We start from the raw sequence: 17941 nt of genomic DNA on the forward strand, positions 1-17941 counted from the left end.
GCTCGCTTTCTTACCAGGTGGACGAGAGATCGGGCGCACTCGCGCCGGAGGGAACCGCCCGATACTTTTTCAAAACCTGGCTCATGATCTCCTGGAAGACCGGAGCCGGTGCGGCAGATGTGTTCAGTTTAACAGGATCGGCGATGCTGACCGAGACGACGTACTGTGGATCGTCGGCCGGGGCGAACCCGGAAACCGAAACGAGGTACCCGCTAGAGTACCCACCGTGCCCGTCGGGCATCTGGGCGGTGCCGGTCTTAGCGGCGACGCGATAGCCCGGAATGTTCCACTTACTGTTCACCCAGCTCTTCTGATAGACCATCTCGAGCACGTCGCTCGTGTCGTTCGCCGCGCTTTCGGAGAGCACCCGGGTGCCGGTGGCATCGGGCACATTGGTCAGCGTGCCGTCGGCCTGCCTGCAGCCCTCCACCAGTTGCACCGGCATGCGCACGCCGTCGTTGGCGATGGTCTGGTAGATGCTGGCGATCTGAAGGGCGCTCGTGGTCAGGCCCTGCCCGAACATGGTCGCGTAGCTGGTCTGGTTGTCCCATTCGTCGGCGGGGTGCAGAATGCCGCCGTCTTCGCGCGGGAATCCGGTCTCCGTGGCGGTGCCCACTCCGAAGGCCTTCATATAGTCGTAGCGCTGCTGATTGGTGAGCATCTCGCCGAACTTGGACATGCCGGTGTTGCTGGAGTCGATCAGCACCCCGGTGAGGGTCATGTTCTGGTCGGGGTGCGAGTGGCTGTCATTGATATTGGCGCCGTTGGAGGGCAGGTAGCGGTAGGGCGAGACGACGCCGGTATCGAGTGTGGCAACGCCGGCATCGAGAACGGATGCCGCGGTGAGCGCTTTGAAGGTCGACCCCGGTTCGAAAGACTGGGTAAAGGCCCGGGATCCGCGATCGTCGGGGTTTTCGGTACCGCCCACATTGTTCGGGTCGACAGAGGGGTAGTCGGCGACGGCGAGGAGTTTGCCGGTCTTGGCGTCCTGCACGACCGCGTTCGCCCAGGCGGCTCCGGTCTCTTGCGCCCGAGCGGCAAGGGTCTGCTGCACGAACCATTGCAGGTCGGAGTCGATGGTGGTGACGACGTCGCCGCCGTCAACGGCCTCGGTGCTCGTGACGCTGCTACCCGGGATGCGCACGCCGTCGGCTCCCTTTTCATAGGTTTCCGAACCGTTGGTGGAGGCCAGGCAGGCGTCCTGCCCGGATTCGAGGCCGGCCTGCGGCACTCCCTCCCCCGACAGAAAGCCGAGCAGATTGCCGGCGACGGCCCCGTTCGGGTAGACCCGGCTCGGGCTGTTCTCGGAGTACGTCCACGGAATGTGCAGCTCCTGCACGGCGCGCAGCACGTCGACGTCGACCTTCTGGGCGATGTAGGCGAAATTAGCCTTGGCGTTGGCCTCCAGGGCGGTGGAAATAGTCAGCAGAATGGCGTCACCGGTCTGCCCGGTGGCGGCACCGATTTCGGCGGCCGCCTCGGCCACCGAGACCTCGACCTTTTTTCCGTCGACCGTGCGTTTGAAGGGGGTGGCGTTGACCGGCGACATGGTGATGTTGTAGCGCATGACCGTTCCGGCAAGCACCACACCGTTCCCGTCGACGATCTCGCCGCGCGAGCCATAGATCACCTGGCCGACTGAACGGTTTCCCACGGAGTCCTTGGTGAGCGAATCGGCCTGCACCACCTGAATATCGACGAGTCGCACCACGAACACACCGATGACGGCGAACAGCACGACGATGGTGAAAAAGGTGCGTCGACGACTGGACCGGGTGTTGGTCGGGTTGGTTCGGGCACTGCTGTTGCGCACGCTCATCTGCCCATCATGGTCGACACGGAGAAACTATCGGGTAGTGGGCGCCGCGAGTCCTGCAGGAACTACCGGAGCACTCGTGATCGCGACAGCGCCCGTTGCCGCCGCTGCGTCGTCGGGCAGCTGCGACAGCAGGGCGGTGCCGGTCAGCAGGGCGTTCGGAACGAGGCTGGCCGCCCCGGCCTGCGAACCCGACGCTGAGGCCGGAGCGCCCAAAACAGCGCCGTCGGACAGGCGCAGGTAGACGGGGTTGGAGTTGGTGACCATGCCGAGTCCCTCGGCGTTGGCGGCGAGGCTTTGCGGCGATGATACCCGCACGAGGTCTTCGCTGACGCCCGCGGCCGTGCGGCCGAGTTCGGACTGGCTCGACTGAAGGCTGGAGATCTCGTAGGCTCCCTGGGAGATGCCCACGCTCAGGAGCAGCTGGGCGACGATGATCGCAGCCATGCCGGCCACCGCGGTGAGGGCATAGAAGATGCGTGGGCGCGCCCGGCGTCTCGGGTTCGACGAGACGATGCGAAAGGGGCGACGCTCCGGCGTCTCGAACTTTTCACGTTCGACCGCAAACGATACGCGTGCCAGGTTGTCGCTCATGCGGCGGCCCTTCTCAGTCGTTCAGCAGCGCGCAGCCGAACCGGCGTCGCGCGGGGGTTGATGGCCTTCTCCTCGTCGGATGCCAGTTCGGCTCCGCGCAGCAGCAGGCTGAAGAGCGGTTTGTGTTCGGGGAGTTCCACCGGCAGGCCGGCGGGGGCGGTTGAACCGGATGCCGCGGCGAGGGCCCGTTTGACGATGCGGTCTTCGAGCGACTGGTACGCCATGACGACGATGCGCCCACCGACCTGCACGCGTTCGAGCGCTGCGGGAATGGCCCGCTCGAGCACGGCGAGCTCCTGGTTGACCTCGATGCGGAGCGCCTGGAAAACTCGTTTCGCCGGGTGGCCCTGCCGCTGAACCACGACCGGGGTCGCCTTCGTGATCACGTCGACGAGCTGTGCCGACCGCACGAAGGGAGTCGTTTCGCGAGCTTCGACGATGGCCTTGGCGTAGCGGGCGGACAGTTTCTCTTCGCCGTAGTCCTGAAAGATGCCCTTGAGGTCGCGTTCGCTGTAATCGGCGAGGATGCTCGCGGCTGTCAGGCCGGCGGTGCCGTCCATGCGCATATCGAGCGGGGCATCCTTCGAGTAGGAAAAGCCGCGTTCGACCCGGTCGATCTGCAGGCTGGAGACGCCGAGGTCGAACAAGACGCCGGCGACCTCGGTGATGCCGAGCCCGTCGAGGGCTTCGCCGATGCCGTCATAGACGGTGTGCACGAGGTGGACCCGGTCGCCGAATCCCTTGAGGCGTTCCTCGGCGATGGCGAGGGCCTCGGTGTCACGGTCGAGGCCGACGAGCGTGAGCCCCGGAAAGCGGGACAGGATCGCTTCGGCGTGACCGCCCATTCCCAGCGTCGCGTCGACGAGCACGGCTCCGGGTTGTTCGAGCGCGGGGGCAAGCAGCTCGACGCAGCGTTCGAGCAGTACCGGGGTGTGGATCTTGTTGCTGGGAATGTCGTTGCTGGCCATAATGCCGGGAAAGTCCGTGATGCCTGATTCCCCTCCATTTCGTCCTGGCACCGGGGAAGTGTGTCAGGGCAAAAACGGCGAGGAGTCAGGCGCCAGGGGCTAGAAGAGTCCCGGAATCACCTCCTCCGTCGTGTTGGCGTACGAGGTTTCCTGCTCGGCGAGGTATGTGGCCCACGCTTCGCTGTCCCAAATCTCGACTCGGCTGCCAGCGCCGATGACGGTCAGTTCCCGGTCAAGCCCCGCATAGCTGCGGAGATTGCCGGGGATGGTGACGCGGTTTTGTTTGTCCGGCGTTTCGGAACTCGCTCCGGACAGGAACACCCGGAGGTAGTCGCGAGCTTGCTTGCTCGTGACCGGGGCCTGACGGATCTTGTCATGGAGCGTTTCGAATTCGCGGGTGCTGAACACGTAGATGCAGTGTTCCTGCCCGCGCGTCATCACCACGCCGGTGGAGAGTTCCTCCCGAAATTTCGCGGGAAGAATGATTCGACCTTTTTCGTCGAGCCGGGGGGCGTACGTGCCAAGGAACACGCGTACCCCTTTCTTCCGGCCAGATTCAGGTCTGTCTCCACTTTACTCCACCTTCAACCACTTGTCGAAGAATTCTGACCTGTTTCTGAACCTAATCAGCAAACTGCCCCGAATTCATTGGCCACTTGCTGTGGAGGAAAAGGGAGCACACTCATTGAAAATGGATGCCTATTGCTGGTTTTTGGGCACAAAAAAAGGGCCGATCGGATGATCGGCCCTTTGGGGCTGCAAATTCTTGAGTTCTGGAAACCCGGTGGAGGACTCAGCTCAGGTGACAAAAGGCCATTCGCACTACTGACCGTTCGCGCTACTGACCGTTCGCGCTACTGACCGTTCGCGCTACTGACCGTTCGCGCTACTGACCGTCTTGACGGCGGTCCCAGCGGTCGTTCAGGCGATCCATCAGCCCCTGGTTGGACTTGGCCTGCGCCGGTCGACGACCGGGTGCGGACGGTCCGGGAACGCCACGGAGGGCTTTGCCGGGCGAGACGGCGACGAGAACGCCACCGAACATCACGATGAAGCCGAGAATGCCGAGCCAGAGCTGGGCAATGGCTACTCCCAGAATGAGCGCGACAATGCCCGCGACGGCGAGGAGTACACCGATGGCGATGGAACGATAGTTCGGGCGAAGTCGCGACGCACCAACGCTGGCGACGAAGTTGGCATCGTTGTGATAGAGGCTGCGCTCCATCTCTTCAAGGAGTCGCTGCTCCTGTTCCGAAAGCGGCATCTCATTCCCTTCCAGTTACGGGATCGAGCGGGTGGGTTGAAAAATTTGAACTGCAAAATTCGAACCGGGTACGGTCGAACTACTCAATTCTAACCCCGCCATGGTGGCTAGGCTATACGAGTGCCTGAAAGCAAACGCCTGGTCGACTTGGTTCAATCTCGCATCGACGAGTTCCTCATGTCCCGCGAACCAATTGTGACCCTGATCAGCTCCGATCTGACGCCTCTAACAGACTTCTCACGGCAGTTTCTCAGCGGTGGAAAGCGGTTTCGAGCCCAGTTTTGTTACTGGGGCGCGCAGAGCGTCCGTGTGGCCGATACGGGCCCAAATGCAGGCCAGTCGGGGGCGAAACCACCGGCGGCCGCAGCCGGCGGGCGAGGCGCGGCATCCACTGCCCCGGTACCGCTCGAGGCGGTCGTCTCGGCGGCCAGCGCCCTGGAAATTTTTCATGCCGCCGCGCTCGTGCACGACGACATTATTGACAACTCGGACACCCGACGCGGGGCGCCGAGCGCCCACAAACTGTTCGAAAGTTTGCACGAGAATGAGGGCTGGTCCGGCGGTCCGGTCACGTTCGGACGGGCATCGGCGATTCTGCTCGGCGACCTGCTCCTCGGATGGAGTGACGAGCTGCTCGACGAAGGACTCGATGCGGTCGCCGACCGACCGTCGGCCCGGCGCGCTCGGCTTGAGTTCAATCACATGCGCACCGAGGTCACGGCCGGGCAATACCTCGACATTCTCGAGGAACGCGCCTGGCTGGCTCAGCCCGAATCGCAGCTGCTCGACCGTGCCCTGCGGGTCATCGTCTACAAGTCAGCCAAGTACAGCGTGCAGGCTCCGCTCGTGATCGGGGCCGCGCTGGCCGGAGCGTCAGCCGACCAGCTCAGCTCGCTGCGGGCCTTCGGCCTGCCGCTCGGAATGGCTTATCAGTTGCGCGACGACCTGCTCGGGGTGTTCGGTGATGCCGCGGTGACCGGAAAACCGAGCGGGGACGACCTGACCGAGGGCAAGCGCACCGTGCTGATCGCGCTGGCTCGGGAGCGGCTAAACGACCGGGATCGACAGGCACTGGATGCCCAGCTCGGCGACCCGACGCTCGATCAGGCGCAGATTCGCGCCCTTCAGGAGCTCATCACGGCCAGCGGCGCGGTCGAGCGGGTCGAAACTTTGATCGCCGCCCAGGTCGCAGAAGCGCTGAACGTGCTGGAAACCGCTCCGATCACTGCAACGGCCCGGCAGACCCTGCTCGATCTGACCGATCGCGTGACGCGTCGGGCATACTGACCGGCGCAGCCGTCGTGATCGGCGCATCCGTTTTATCATGAGGTCATTTTGCGCCGCACGCCGGTCGCCGGCGGGCCGTACCGAAGGCGCTTAGGCGAGCGCCTGGGCGACGCGGCGCACCTCGGCCTTGCGTCCGGCGCGGAGGGCTTCGATCGGAGCAACGCCGAGGCTGTCGTCGACCTCGAGCAGCCAGGTCATGGCCTGCATGTCGGTGAAGCCGTCATCGGCCAGCACGAACAGCGTGCCGCGCAGTTCCGGAACGGGAGCTCCGTCACGCAGAAACAGGGAGGGAACCGACACGACGTTGTCCCGCCGGATAGCCAGCAGGTATTTGTCGTCGATCAGGTGCCGCACGCGGCTCTGGCTCATTCCGAGGAGGTTGACAAGGGCAGGAATAGTAAGCCACTCGGGCTCTGAAGACAGATCACTCACGTTGGTAGCTTCCCATGATTTTGGGGCCGGTACAAAACCTTGTGGAGCTTTTTATCGTGATCAGTGCCAATTCGCGGCTCCGTGTCAATTGACTCCCTCTCATATTTATGAAAACCTCAAGGTGGGGATTGCTGCACCGCAGCCGTTGCTGCGAACTTGATGTCCACATCGAGCGTGATGCACACAATGAAACGGAGCACCATGTCGACCAGGGTGAAAACACAAACTAAGACGGATGCCGCGGCGCCGGCTGCACCGCGCGCCACCGTTCCGCAGACTGGCGCTGCACACGCCGGTATTCAGCTGAGCGGTGCTGAGCTGAGCGCTGTTGATCGTGCCGGCACTCCTGTTGCCACCGGAACGAAGCGTCGGGTGAAGAAGGCCGCAGACCTGCGGTCCCGCCAGGCCCTGCTCACTGTGCCCATTGTGCTGGTCAGCACCCTGGCCATCAGCCTCAACCTCGCAGCGCCCGCCGAAGCCCAGGGGCTCGCCAAGAAGCCACTGAAAACGAAGCTCGCCCAGTCCACTCCGGTTCTCGCCGCCGTTCCCACGTCGGTCGCTGCCACCGTGCAGATCGCACCGGCGCAGTACTCCGTCGTGGACGGCGACACCGTCAGTGGTATCGCTGGCCGGTTCGGTCTGTCTACGGCGGCCGTGCTGGCACTGAACGGTCTCGATTCCCGGGCCCTGATCTTTCCAGGCCAGGTCTTGACCCTGACTCAGGCGGCGGCGCCGGCCGCATCCGCTGCACCGGTCTCGACGAATTATGTCGTGCAGAGCGGCGACACGATCAGCGGCATTGCAGCCACACACGGGCTGAAGACCGCCGACCTGCTTGGAGCGAACGGCCTCGACGGCAGCAGCGTGATCTACCCCGGCCAGGTCGTGCTGCTGGCCGCTGCTGCCGCGATGGAGGCCGCCGTGTACGTCGCACCGGCGGTTGCGGTTGCCGCCGCCACCCACACGATTGCCTCGGGCGAGACCATCACCGCGGTCGCTGATGCGGCCGGGGTGAGCGTGCAGGCCGTGCTCGACGCCAACGGACTCGGCTGGTCGAGCATCATCTACCCCGGGCAGGTTCTGACCCTGCCCGTGACCGTGGCCCCGGCGGCCTCCATCACTCGCGCCACCGCTGGCATCGTCACGCCGATGACCGCCGAAATGCGCCAGAACGCCCAAACCATCGTGGCGACGGGGCGCGGCGCGGGCGTGAACAATGCCGGTCTGGTGATCGCGCTGGCCGCCGCCGCCCAGGAGTCAGGGCTGCGCAATGTCGACTACGGCGACCGGGATTCCCTCGGGCTGTTCCAACAGCGCCCGAGCGCCGGCTGGGGCACCCCGGAACAGGTCATGGACCCGGTACGGGCCAGCCTGGCCTTCTTCGGCGGCGCGTCCAACCCCAACCCCGACATCACGCGCGGTCTGCTCGACATCCCCGGCTGGGAGTCGATGACCGTCACCCAGGCCGCCCAGGCAGTGCAGATTTCGGCCTACCCCGACTACTACGCGAAGTGGGAAACATCGGCGCAGGCCTGGCTCGTCGAAATCGGCTGACCGAATTCAGCGCCCCGACCGGGTGTCTCCCCGGCGAACCCTGCGCGCCGCGCGCCGGGGTCGCCACCCTATTACCTAGAATCAAGGAGTGAGCGTTCCCTCGACCGACCCGATGATTGGCCGTCTTATCGACGGCCGGTATCAGGTGCGCTCGCGGATCGCGCGCGGCGGCATGGCCACGGTCTACCTGGCCACCGATTTGCGGCTGGAACGTCGCGTCGCGATCAAGATCATGCACGGCCATCTGGCCGACGACAGCGCCTTCAAGATCCGCTTCATTCAGGAAGCCCGCTCGGCCGCCCGGCTCGCACACCCGAACGTCGTGAACGTCTTCGACCAGGGCCAGGACGCCGATATGGCCTACCTGGTCATGGAATACCTGCCCGGCATCACCCTGCGCGACCTGCTCAAGGATTACGGCCGGCTCACCCCCGAACAGACCCTCGACATTCTCGAAGCCGTGCTCAGCGGGCTCGCCGCCGCCCACAAGGCCGGCATCGTGCACCGCGACGTCAAACCCGAGAATGTCTTGCTGGCCGACGACGGTCGCATTAAGATCAGCGACTTCGGCCTGGCTCGCGCCGTCAACAACAACACGGCCACCGGTCAGGCCCTGCTCGGCACCATCGCCTATCTCTCCCCCGAACTCGTCACCCGCGGCGTCGCCGATGCCCGCAGCGACATCTACGCCCTCGGCATCATGACGTTCGAGATGCTGACCGGTGAGCAGCCGTACGTGGGTGAAGCCCCGATGCAGATCGCCTATCAGCACGCCAATGACACCGTGCCGATGCCGAGCAGCAAGGTCGACTCAATTCCCCGCGAACTCGATGAACTCGTGCTCTGGGCCACCGCCCGCGATCCAGAGGATCGTCCCCGCGACGCCCGGGTCATGCTCGACCAACTGCACGATGTCAGCGCACTCGTGCGTGGCGGCACCCAGGAGCTGGCCCTGCAATCGACCATGGTGCTGCCCGCGAGCGTGCTCACCGGCGCCAACGCTCTGGCGGATGCCGAAACCCAGGTTTTTGGTCCCAAGCTCGCTCCCACCAAACCGCCCGCCGCAACCCTGCTCGGCTTTCACCCGGTCGGCACCGGCCCGGTGGGACCGCCCGACAGCGGCGAGCTGCTGGGTAAGAAGGCCGACAAGCGCAAACGCCGCGGATTCTGGCTGTTCGCCCTCGTCGTTCTCGTCGCTGCGGCTCTCGGCGGCACCGGCTGGTACTTTGGCTCTGGCCCGGGCTCCGACGTGATGCTGCCCGATTTCGCGTCGGCCTCCCCCGAAACAGCCTCGGCTGAATTGACTGAACTCGGCCTCCAGCCCGAGCTCGGTGGTGCCTTCAGCGCCACGGTCGCCGAGGGGATCGTCATCGGCACCGATCCGGATGCCGGCAGCCGGGTTCCCCAGGACAGCCCGGTCACGGTCATCGTCTCCCAGGGCCTGCAACCGATCACGCTGCCCACGCTGGCCGGCGTTACGCAGGAGGCGGCATCCGCTCTGATCACCGATTTGAAGGCCGTGGTCGGCAGCATCGACCCAGTCTTCAACGGTGACGTGCCCGAGGGCACCGTCGTGGCCGCGAGCAAGGAAACCGACGGTGCCGATGTCTCAGCCGGTGGCGAGTATTTCGAAGGCCTGACCGTGAACCTCGTCGTGTCGCTCGGGGCGATTCCAAACGTCGACGGCAAGACCGTGGCCGAGGCCACCGATATTCTGGCCGGAAAGAACCTGCTCGTCGTCTCGGGCGAGCAGACCTACAGCGACACCGTGCCCGAGGGCGACGTCATCACCGCGCAGGTTCCCGAGGGCACGATTCGCGAGGGCGCCACGCTCACCCTCGTAATCTCACGCGGCCCCGAGCCGGTCATCGTGCCGAACGTCGTGGGTATGACTTGGGCTGATGGCAAAGCCACTCTCAGCGCACTGGGATTCAAACTCGACTACAGCGCACTATGGGACGTACCTGGATTCTCCATTGTCATAAAGGCAACCGACCCTCCGGCTGGTACGTCCGCGGTAAAGGGAACCACAATCAGACTGACCGGCGAGCTCGCGTAGCGTCGCTGACCTGCGGTTTGCTGGCTCCAGTGCAAAGCGCAGCCAAATACGAGACCATATGGCCCCGATCTTTCCGGGGCAAGTGACGTCATTAAAGGGGCGCGGATGGTCGCGGGGAGCGGCATCCGCTCGCCGACCCGTGAGTTCTGAACACCGAACCGTGAGTTCTGATCACCGAGGCGTGAGCTTCGGCCCGATTTCGGCCGTTGAAACGATCAAAACTCACACCTCGACGAGGCTCTGCCTCGAAAACTCACGGCGCGACGAAACCCCTGGCTTCAGAGCGGCTGTGCGGAAGCGGCGGAGGCGGGTTGTTCGCGGAGTTGCGAGTTTTGAGGTGTTCCGGGGCGTTGAGCACGCTTTTCGTGCAATGCCCCGGAACACCTCAATGTTTGAGCGGGGAGCGAATGACCCGCCTCCGACGCGGGCCGCGCTAGGAACGCGGATGCAGGCATCCGCTCACTGGGCCCACCTTGTGAAAGCGGGCCCACGATTGATCATGGGCCCGCTTTCCGGGCCCGGGCCCGGTCGATAAGAAGAGGCTAGCGAGCAGCTAGCTCCTCGGCCACCAGGAAGGCAAGCTCGAGCGACTGCATGTGGTTCAGGCGCGGGTCGCAGAGCGACTCGTAGCGGGTCGCCAGGGCGGCCTCGTCGATGTGCTCGGAGCCGCCGAGGCACTCGGTGACATCGTCGCCGGTGAGTTCGACGTGGATTCCACCGGGGTGGGTTCCGACGGCGCGGTGCGCCTCGAAGAAGCCCTTGACCTCGTCGACGACATCGTCGAACCGACGCGTCTTGTAGCCGGTCGGAGTGGTGACACCGTTGCCGTGCATCGGGTCGGTCACCCAGAGCGGCGACGCCTCGCTCGCCTTGATCGCCTCGAGCAGCGGCGGCAGGGCATCGCGCACCTTGCCGGCCCCCATGCGGGTGATGAAGGTGAGGCGGCCAGGCTCCCGGTTCGGGTCAAGCTTGTCGACCAGGCGCAGCATGTCGTCGGCCGACGTGGTCGGGCCGAGCTTGACCCCGATCGGGTTGCGCACCCGGGAGAGGAAGTCGACGTGGGCGCCGTCGAGATCGCGGGTGCGTTCCCCGATCCAGATGAAGTGCGCCGAAGTGTTGTACGGCGTGCCGGTGCGGGAGTCGATGCGCGTCATCGGGCGCTCGTAGTCCATCAACAGGCCTTCGTGGCTGGTGTAGAACTCGGTGCGCCGCATGGCTTCGAAGTCGGCGCCACAGGCGATCATGAACTTGATGGCGCGGTCGATGTCCTTGGCCAGGCCCTCGTAGCGCTGGTTGGCCGGGTTCTTGGCGAAGCCCTGGTTCCAGCTGTGCACCTGCCTCAGATCGGCGAAGCCACCCTGGGTGAACGCGCGAATGAGATTGAGAGTGGATGCTGCCGTGTGGTACGCCTTGACGAGCCGGTCGGGGTCGGCTTCGCGCGATTCGGGGGTGAACGGGTAGCCGTTGACGATGTCACCGCGGTAGGCGGGCAGGGTAACGTCACCGCGGGTTTCGAAGTCGCTCGAGCGCGGCTTGGCGAACTGGCCAGCCATCCGCCCCATCTTGATCACGGGCATCGATGCGCCGTAGGTGAGTACGACCGCCATCTGCAGCACGGTCTTCACCCGATTGCGGATCTGGTCGGCGGTGGCGCCGCTGAACGTTTCGGCACAGTCGCCGCCCTGCAGCAGAAATCCCTGCCCGCCGGCGGCCTGCGCGAGCCGGTCACGCAGAATGTCGACCTCACCGGCGAAGACCAGCGGCGGTTGCGTCGCCAATTCGGCGGATGCCGCGGCCACCTTGTCGGCGTCCGGCCAGGTCGGCTGCTGCTTGATCGGTAGGGTGCGCCAGTGGTCGAGACCCGTGATGACAGAGGCTTCTGCGGCAACAATGGGCTCGGTGGGGTCTACCACGGGATAGTTCCTGTTTTCTCTGCTGGACCGGTAACGCGCGCCGGCTACGAAATGGATGAGGTGCTGCAACGCGCACGGCGCAGACAGCACTTCTGGCAGCCTATCGCGAAAGACTGGCCCGCTTCTCTTTGACGGAGGATGCGTAGACGTCCACGTACTCCTGCGTGCTCAGCTGCCGTAGCTCGTGCATGAGCTCATCGGTGACGCTGCGCAGCACGAACCGGTCACCCTCCATGCCCTCGAACCGGGAAAAATCGAGCGGTTTGCCGATCACGATTCCGATTCGGCGCACCCGGGGAATACGAGTTCCGGTGGGCATGGCCTTCTCGGTGTCGATCATGGCGACCGGAATGACCGTGACGCCCGACTCGAGCACCATGCGTGCCACACCGGTGCGTCCCCGATACAGGCGGGCGTCCGGGCTGCGGGTGCCCTCTGGGTAGATGCCGAGAATTCGGCCATCCCGCAGGACACGCAAGCCGGTATTGAGCGAATCTTCGGAGGCCTTGCCGCCGGAGCGGTCGATCGGCAGCTGCCCGGCCGCGGTCAAAAACTGCCGCGTTGCCCAGCCCTTGAGCCCCTTGCCGGTGAAATAGTCGCTTTTGGCCAGGAAAGCCACGCGGCGGGGCACGACGAGCGGCAGAAAAACCGAGTCGATGAACGACAGGTGGTTGCTGGCCAGAATGACCGGGCCGGTCTTCGGAATGTGGTCCAGACCGATGATCCAGGGGCGAAACAGCGAGAGCAGCAGCGGGCCGATGACGATGTTCTTCATGATCCAATAGAACATTCGCACTCCTTCATCCTGCTGTGAAAGCTTAGTCCGCCTGCGCTATCCAAGCGGATGCCGCGCGCGGCCAGACCAGACCGGTCACCGCCGCGGTCTCCCGCACCCGCGCGCCAGGCCTGCTGAGCGCCCGCTCAACGCCCACTCAACGCACGGCGTGCAGTCGGGCGAGGTCTGCCGCACCGACGACGCCGGCGTCGTTGACGAGCTGGGCGATGGCGAACTCGGCCTCCGGGTGATACCCGCGGGCCGGAAGGTGTTCGAGGTAGGCCGCCCGGATCGGCTCGAGGAGCAGCTCGCCGGCGGCGGCGACTCCCCCGCCGAACACGAAGACCTGCGGGTCGAGCACAGCGCCCAGACTCGCACAGCCTTGCCCGAGCGCGCCGCCGAGCTGGCGCAGAGCCGCAATGGCTCCGCCGTCGCCGTCCTGAATTAGCCGTCCGACCTCTTTGCCGGTGAGTTTGCCGCGCCGCTCGCGGGCAGCAGCCAAGCCGAGGCCGATCCCGCCTGCATCCGCAAAATCATTGGCGATGCGCAGCAGTGCCCGGCCGGAGCCGTACTGCTCGAGGCAACCGTGGGCGCCACAGCCGCAGGCCAGACCGTCGGGAACGACGCGCAGGTGGCCGAGTTCAGCGCCGGCGCCGAATCCACCGCGAAACAGTGCGTTGTTGGTCACGATCGCACCGCCCACCCCTGTGCCGATCGTGAGGGTGACCATGTCGGTGTAGGCGCGTCCGGCGCCGAAGCGAAATTCGGCCCAGCCGGCGGCATTGGCGTCGTTCTCGATGATGATGGGCAGGTCCAGGCGCGCCTCGAGCTTGTCGCGGAACGGTTCGTTACGCCAATTGATGTTCGGCGCGTAATACACGGTCGACTGGGCAGAATCGATGAACCCGGCCGCTGCAACGCCGGCAGCGACGATGTTCTCGCCCTCGGACAGGCTCTGAATCATGGCCACGACGGCGTCTTCAATTTCGCGCGGGTTGCCGGGGGTGGTCGGCGTGCGCTCAGAGCGGATGATCGTGCCCGCTTCGTCGACGAGCGCTCCGGCGATCTTGGTGCCCCCGATATCGATACCTATGGCGTGCACGGGGCACCTTTCGTTTGGGGCATTTGGGAAGCGGTGCCTGCCAGCCGGGCGGCTGTGCAGGACACCCTCTAGAGTGTAGTAAACCAGTTTGCCGCTGGACGAAACACCCGCTCACCCTAAGAATTCTTAGGCGCTGGGCAGTTGGCACGTTCAGCCGGTACCAAAGGAGTTGCCGTGAAACAGTTTGATATGCCCGCCGTTGTTCCCGCCGATCCCGGCGCCAACATCACCGACCTCCTGATGGACCGCCTCGCTGCGACTCCAGACCTCGTTCTGTTCTCTCTGCCGCGCAACGGCCAGTGGCTTCCCGTCACCACGAAGGAATTCCACGCCCAGGTCGTGGCGCTGGCCAAGGGCCTCGTCGCCGCCGGCATTGAGCCAGGTGACAAGATTGGATTGATCTGCAAGACGCGCTACGAGTGGACCCTGATCGACTTCGCGGTCTGGTTTGCCGGGGCGATTCTGGTTCCGGTCTACGAGACCAGCTCCCCGAGCCAGGTGCAGTGGAACCTCAGCGACTCGGGCGCCACGTCCGTCATCGTCGAGACCGCCGATCACTTCGCCCGATTCGATGAAGTTCATCCGGAACTCAGCGACATCCGTTCGGTCTGGCAGATCAACCTGGGCGACCTGGACAAGCTCGTAGCCGGGGGTGTCAACGTCACCGACGCCGAAATCGAACGCCGCCGCGACCTCGCTGTCGGCGATGACATGGCCACCCTGATCTACACGTCCGGCTCGACCGGCAAGCCCAAGGGCTGCGTCCTCACCCACGCCAATTTCCTCGAGACCAGCCGCAATGCAGCGGTCGCACTCAAAGAGGTGTTGGTGCACCCGGAGGGCGCCTCAACCCTCCTCTTCATCACGACCGCCCACGTCTTCGCGCGCTTCATTTCGGTGCTGTGCGTGCACGCCGGGGTGCGCGTGGGGCACCAGGCCGACACCAAAACCCTCCTGGCGGCGCTGGGCAGCTTCCAGCCCACCTTTCTGCTCGCCGTGCCGCGGGTGTTTGAAAAGGTCTACAACTCGGCTCAGCAGAAGGCTGTGGCCGGTGGCAAGGGCAAGATCTTCGATTCCGCAGCCCACGTCGCCGTCGAGCATTCCAAGCTCCTACAGGCGGGAACGTCGATTCCGCTCGGCATGAAGATCAAGTTCGCCCTGTTCGACAAGCTCGTCTACAGCAAGCTGCGCGCTGCGATGGGCGGCAAGGTCGTCTGGGCCGTCTCGGGCTCGGCCCCGCTCGGCGCCCACCTCGGCCACTTCTTCAAGAGCCTCGGCATCGTCATTCTCGAGGGTTACGGCCTGACCGAAACGACCGCCCCCGCCAACGTTGGCCTGGCCACTCGGGCCAAAATCGGCACGGTCGGACCGCCACTGCCCGGCGTTTCAGTGCGTGTCATGGACGACGGTGAGATCGAAGTCAAGGGCGTCAACGTCTTCAAAGAATACTGGAAGAACCCGCAGGCCACGGCAGACACCTTCGACGACGGCTGGCTCAAAACGGGCGACATCGGCGACTTCGACGCCGACGGCTTTCTCACCATAACCGGGCGCAAGAAGGAGATCATCGTCACGGCCGGCGGCAAGAACGTCGCTCCGGCCGCCCTCGAAGACCCGATCCGGGCGAACCCGTTGGTCGGACAGGTGATCGTCGTCGGTGACCAGAAGCCCTTCATCGGAGCGCTCATCACCCTCGACCCCGACATGCTGCCGGTCTGGCTGAACAACCATCAAGAGGACGCCGGAATGACGCTGGAACAGGCATCCGTCAATAAAACCGTGCTCGCAGAAATTCAGCGCGCGGTCGACCATGCCAATGAGGGTGTGTCGCGGGCGGAATCGATTCGCAAGTTCACGCTGCTTTCGGTCGAGCTCACCGAGGACAGCGGGCACCTGACGCCGAAGATGAGTATCAAGCGCAACATCATTCTGCGCGACTTCGCTCAGGAGATCGACACGATGTACTCGAACGCGCCGGTGACTGAGGGAATCTCGCTGCGGGAGTAGTTCGAGATTGGGCCCGGCCCGCGTGGGTCGGGCTCAGCGCGGTTTTTGGCGGGTCGGGTCCGGGAAAAGCCCTCCGCTGATCGCTCAAACCGTGAACTCACAACCCCGCGGATTACTTACCCCGTTCCCTCATCTCACGGGGCTTCGCCCGTGCCGGGTCAGCGCCGACCGTTCACGCTCCGGTCAGTACGCGGGGGTCAGGGGCTAGAACCAGTTGGACTCGCGGATTTCCCTCATCGCGGCTCGCCGGTTTTCCTTGTCGAGACGGTCGATGTAAAGAAAGCCATCGAGGTGATCGGTCTCGTGCTGCAGCGCCTGAGCCATAATTCCGGTGCCGGAGAGCTCGACCGGGTTATTGTCGAGGTCGATTCCGGTCACCCGGGCGAAGGGGTAGCGCTTGGTGGGGTACCAGAGGCCCGGAACGGACAGGCAGCCCTCGTCCACGAAGTCGGGTTCGCCGGAGAGTTCGACGACGGTGGGGTTGAGGATGTAGCCGATGTCGCCGTCGACGTTGTAACTGAAGGCGCGCAGGTTGACACCGATCTGGGAGGCGGCGACGCCAGCCCGACCGGGTAGGCGCACGCTGTCGACCAGGTCGCGCACGAGGCCGCGAACGCGGTCGTCGATTCCGTCGATGGGGTCGGAGACGGTCTTCAGTACCGGATCCCCGAAGAGACGGATCTGACGTTCGGGCACGGGGACACTCCTCGGGGTGAGCGGATGAGGCAGATTGAGCAGGAGGACACGACTGGTTCAAACGGATTCAGCGTATCCCCTGTGCGGGTCGGGTTAGGCGCTGCGGTCGGCGGGGAGACCCTCGACGACGAGCTCGGCCAGGGTGCGCGCAGCCAGCCGAGTGATCGGCCTGAGGTCCTTGTAGGACACGACGCTGCCGGCGGCGAGCTGCGGGTCGTAGGGAATGCGCACGATTTCTCGCACCCGCGAGCGGAAGTGTGACTCGATCTCTTCGAGGCGCACCAGGTTGGTGCCCTGCGTGGCCGTGTTGAGCGCGACGATCGCGTTGCGTACGAGGTCGCCGTAGCCGTTCGCTTCGAGCCAGGTCAGGGTCTCGGAGGCCAAACGCGCCTCGTCGACGCTTCCGCCGGAGACGATGACGATTGAGTCGGCCCGCTGCAGGGTGGCGCGCATGACCGAGTGCACAATGCCGGTGCCGCAGTCGGTGAGGGCGATCGAGTAGTAACGCGCGGCCAGGTCGGCGACGACGTTGTAGTCGTTCTCATCGAAGGCTTCGGAGAGCAGCGGGTCGGTGTCCGAAGCAAGAATGTCGAGGCGGGTTTCATCGCGCGAGACGAGCGTGGAGAAATCGGTGAAGTTGCCGATCGATGCGGCCTTCGAGACGACATCGCGCACGGTCGAGCGGGTCTGCTTGCTCACGCGTTCGGAGAGCGTTCCGCGGTCGGGGTTGGCGTCGATCGCGATGATGCGGTCGTCGCGAGCGTCGGCCAGCGCCATGCCGAGCAGCGTCGTGACGGTGGTCTTGCCGACGCCGCCCTTGCGGGTGAGGATCGGCACGAACCGGGTGCCGCCTTCGAACTTGCGACGAATGCGCTCATCCATCTCCTTGTAGGCGCGCACCTTGGGCGAGTCGCCGAGATTGACCAGGTGCAGCGAGAGCGCGTAGATGAATTCCGGCCAGGCGCCCTGCGGCGCCTTGCGGGTCTTGCGGTTCACAGTGAGCAGGCGATCCGAGGTCAGCATGGACGCCGACTCGGGGGCTGAGCCGTTTTCGGAGCGGATGCGATCGCGCTGAACCGACGCTGCGGCATCCGTTCTGGAAAGCGATTCGACGGCGGAACTGGCGCCAGCCGCCCTGGCTGGGGCCGGCGTGTTGATTTCGACGGTGTGGGTGGCCGGGGTCGGCAGGGCGCGGACCGTCGCCGCGGAGGTGCTCAGTCCCCCCAGGGCGACGGCCCGCCGCGGAGCGGCGGGCACGTCGATGGGAACGCTCAAACTCTCGGGCAGGGAGGCTGCGAGGTTGTCGATCGTGTGCGGTGGCAGCTCGCTGTGGTACTCGTCGCCGCGGTCATCGGTACCGCGATGCTCGTCCCGGGTTCGTTTGGCGGTGGCCGACACGGGGCGCGCGGGCTCGCTCTGGTCGTCAGTACGTTTGTCTGGCACGGCACATCCTCAACTGATCGATAACGGCCCT

Annotated in this window: 15 protein-coding genes; 4 read left to right on the top strand and 11 right to left on the bottom strand. The window is 64.9% G+C overall.

The window, feature by feature from the left end; genetic code table 11:
• Positions 1-10 precede the first annotated feature (10 nt).
• From E3T43_RS06250 to E3T43_RS06270, 5 genes are all read right to left on the bottom strand, one after another.
• On the bottom strand, positions 11-1819 hold the full coding sequence (locus E3T43_RS06250; RefSeq protein ID WP_134443118.1) for a penicillin-binding protein 2: 1809 nt from the start codon (positions 1817-1819) through the stop codon (positions 11-13).
• Positions 1820-1846: 27 nt separating this feature from the next.
• On the bottom strand, positions 1847-2410 hold the full coding sequence (locus tag E3T43_RS06255) for a hypothetical protein (RefSeq protein WP_134471715.1): 564 nt from the start codon (positions 2408-2410) through the stop codon (positions 1847-1849).
• Positions 2407-3363: a 16S rRNA (cytosine(1402)-N(4))-methyltransferase RsmH gene (rsmH, locus tag E3T43_RS06260; RefSeq protein WP_370449896.1), complete on the bottom strand. Its 957-nt coding sequence runs from the start codon at positions 3361-3363 to the stop codon at positions 2407-2409. The genes E3T43_RS06255 and rsmH overlap by 4 nt, the downstream gene beginning before the upstream one ends.
• Positions 3364-3477: 114 nt before the next feature.
• Positions 3478-3909, bottom strand: a complete 432-nt coding sequence (mraZ, locus tag E3T43_RS06265) for a division/cell wall cluster transcriptional repressor MraZ (protein WP_092339873.1) — start codon at positions 3907-3909, stop codon at positions 3478-3480.
• Positions 3910-4264: 355 nt separating this feature from the next.
• A complete protein-coding gene (locus E3T43_RS06270; protein ID WP_134471716.1) occupies positions 4265-4642 on the bottom strand; it encodes a DUF3040 domain-containing protein in 378 nt (125 codons plus the stop codon).
• Positions 4643-4762: 120 nt separating this feature from the next.
• On the opposite strand from E3T43_RS06270, the gene E3T43_RS06275 reads away from it, so the two are divergent.
• Positions 4763-5929 (top strand): polyprenyl synthetase family protein, encoded by a 1167-nt coding sequence (locus tag E3T43_RS06275; RefSeq protein ID WP_134471717.1) that lies wholly within the window; start codon positions 4763-4765, stop codon positions 5927-5929.
• A gap of 90 nt (positions 5930-6019) precedes the next feature.
• Here E3T43_RS06275 and E3T43_RS06280 read toward each other — a convergent pair whose 3' ends face one another.
• Positions 6020-6361 carry an Rv2175c family DNA-binding protein gene (locus E3T43_RS06280; protein WP_092450557.1) on the bottom strand — a complete coding sequence of 114 codons (342 nt, stop codon included), beginning with the start codon at positions 6359-6361 and terminating at the stop codon, positions 6020-6022.
• Positions 6362-6574: 213 nt separating this feature from the next.
• Here E3T43_RS06280 and E3T43_RS06285 point away from each other — a divergent pair, with 213 nt between their 5' ends.
• Both E3T43_RS06285 and pknB read left to right on the top strand, forming a co-directional pair.
• Positions 6575-7915 (top strand): LysM peptidoglycan-binding domain-containing protein, encoded by a 1341-nt coding sequence (locus E3T43_RS06285; protein ID WP_241978842.1) that lies wholly within the window; start codon positions 6575-6577, stop codon positions 7913-7915.
• A gap of 88 nt (positions 7916-8003) precedes the next feature.
• Complete coding sequence (gene pknB / locus E3T43_RS06290; protein WP_134471719.1) at positions 8004-9974, top strand: Stk1 family PASTA domain-containing Ser/Thr kinase; 1971 nt, start codon at positions 8004-8006, stop codon at positions 9972-9974.
• A gap of 542 nt (positions 9975-10516) precedes the next feature.
• Here pknB and E3T43_RS06295 read toward each other — a convergent pair.
• From E3T43_RS06295 to E3T43_RS06305, 3 genes are all read right to left on the bottom strand, one after another.
• The gene (locus tag E3T43_RS06295; protein WP_134471720.1) at positions 10517-11887 is read right to left on the bottom strand and encodes a class II 3-deoxy-7-phosphoheptulonate synthase; all 1371 of its coding nucleotides are present in this window, start codon (positions 11885-11887) and stop codon (positions 10517-10519) included.
• Positions 11888-11987: 100 nt separating this feature from the next.
• The gene (locus E3T43_RS06300; RefSeq protein WP_134471721.1) at positions 11988-12677 is read right to left on the bottom strand and encodes a 1-acyl-sn-glycerol-3-phosphate acyltransferase; all 690 of its coding nucleotides are present in this window, start codon (positions 12675-12677) and stop codon (positions 11988-11990) included.
• A 142-nt stretch (positions 12678-12819) separates the two neighbouring features.
• Positions 12820-13764, bottom strand: a complete 945-nt coding sequence (locus tag E3T43_RS06305) for an ROK family glucokinase (protein WP_134471722.1) — start codon at positions 13762-13764, stop codon at positions 12820-12822.
• Positions 13765-13938: 174 nt separating this feature from the next.
• Between E3T43_RS06305 and E3T43_RS06310 the strand changes: the two genes are divergently transcribed.
• Positions 13939-15771 carry a long-chain fatty acid--CoA ligase gene (locus E3T43_RS06310; RefSeq protein WP_134471723.1) on the top strand — a complete coding sequence of 611 codons (1833 nt, stop codon included), beginning with the start codon at positions 13939-13941 and terminating at the stop codon, positions 15769-15771.
• 204 nt (positions 15772-15975) lie between these two features.
• On the opposite strand, the gene def is transcribed toward E3T43_RS06310, so the two are convergent.
• Positions 15976-16467 carry a peptide deformylase gene (gene def / locus E3T43_RS06315; protein WP_134471724.1) on the bottom strand — a complete coding sequence of 164 codons (492 nt, stop codon included), beginning with the start codon at positions 16465-16467 and terminating at the stop codon, positions 15976-15978.
• Between the two features lie 93 nt (positions 16468-16560).
• Positions 16561-17910 carry a MinD/ParA family protein gene (locus tag E3T43_RS06320; protein ID WP_241978843.1) on the bottom strand — a complete coding sequence of 450 codons (1350 nt, stop codon included), beginning with the start codon at positions 17908-17910 and terminating at the stop codon, positions 16561-16563.
• Positions 17911-17941 lie beyond the last annotated feature (31 nt).

Source organism: Cryobacterium sp. Hh7, assembly GCF_004403155.1.
GTDB lineage: Bacteria > Actinomycetota > Actinomycetes > Actinomycetales > Microbacteriaceae > Cryobacterium > Cryobacterium levicorallinum.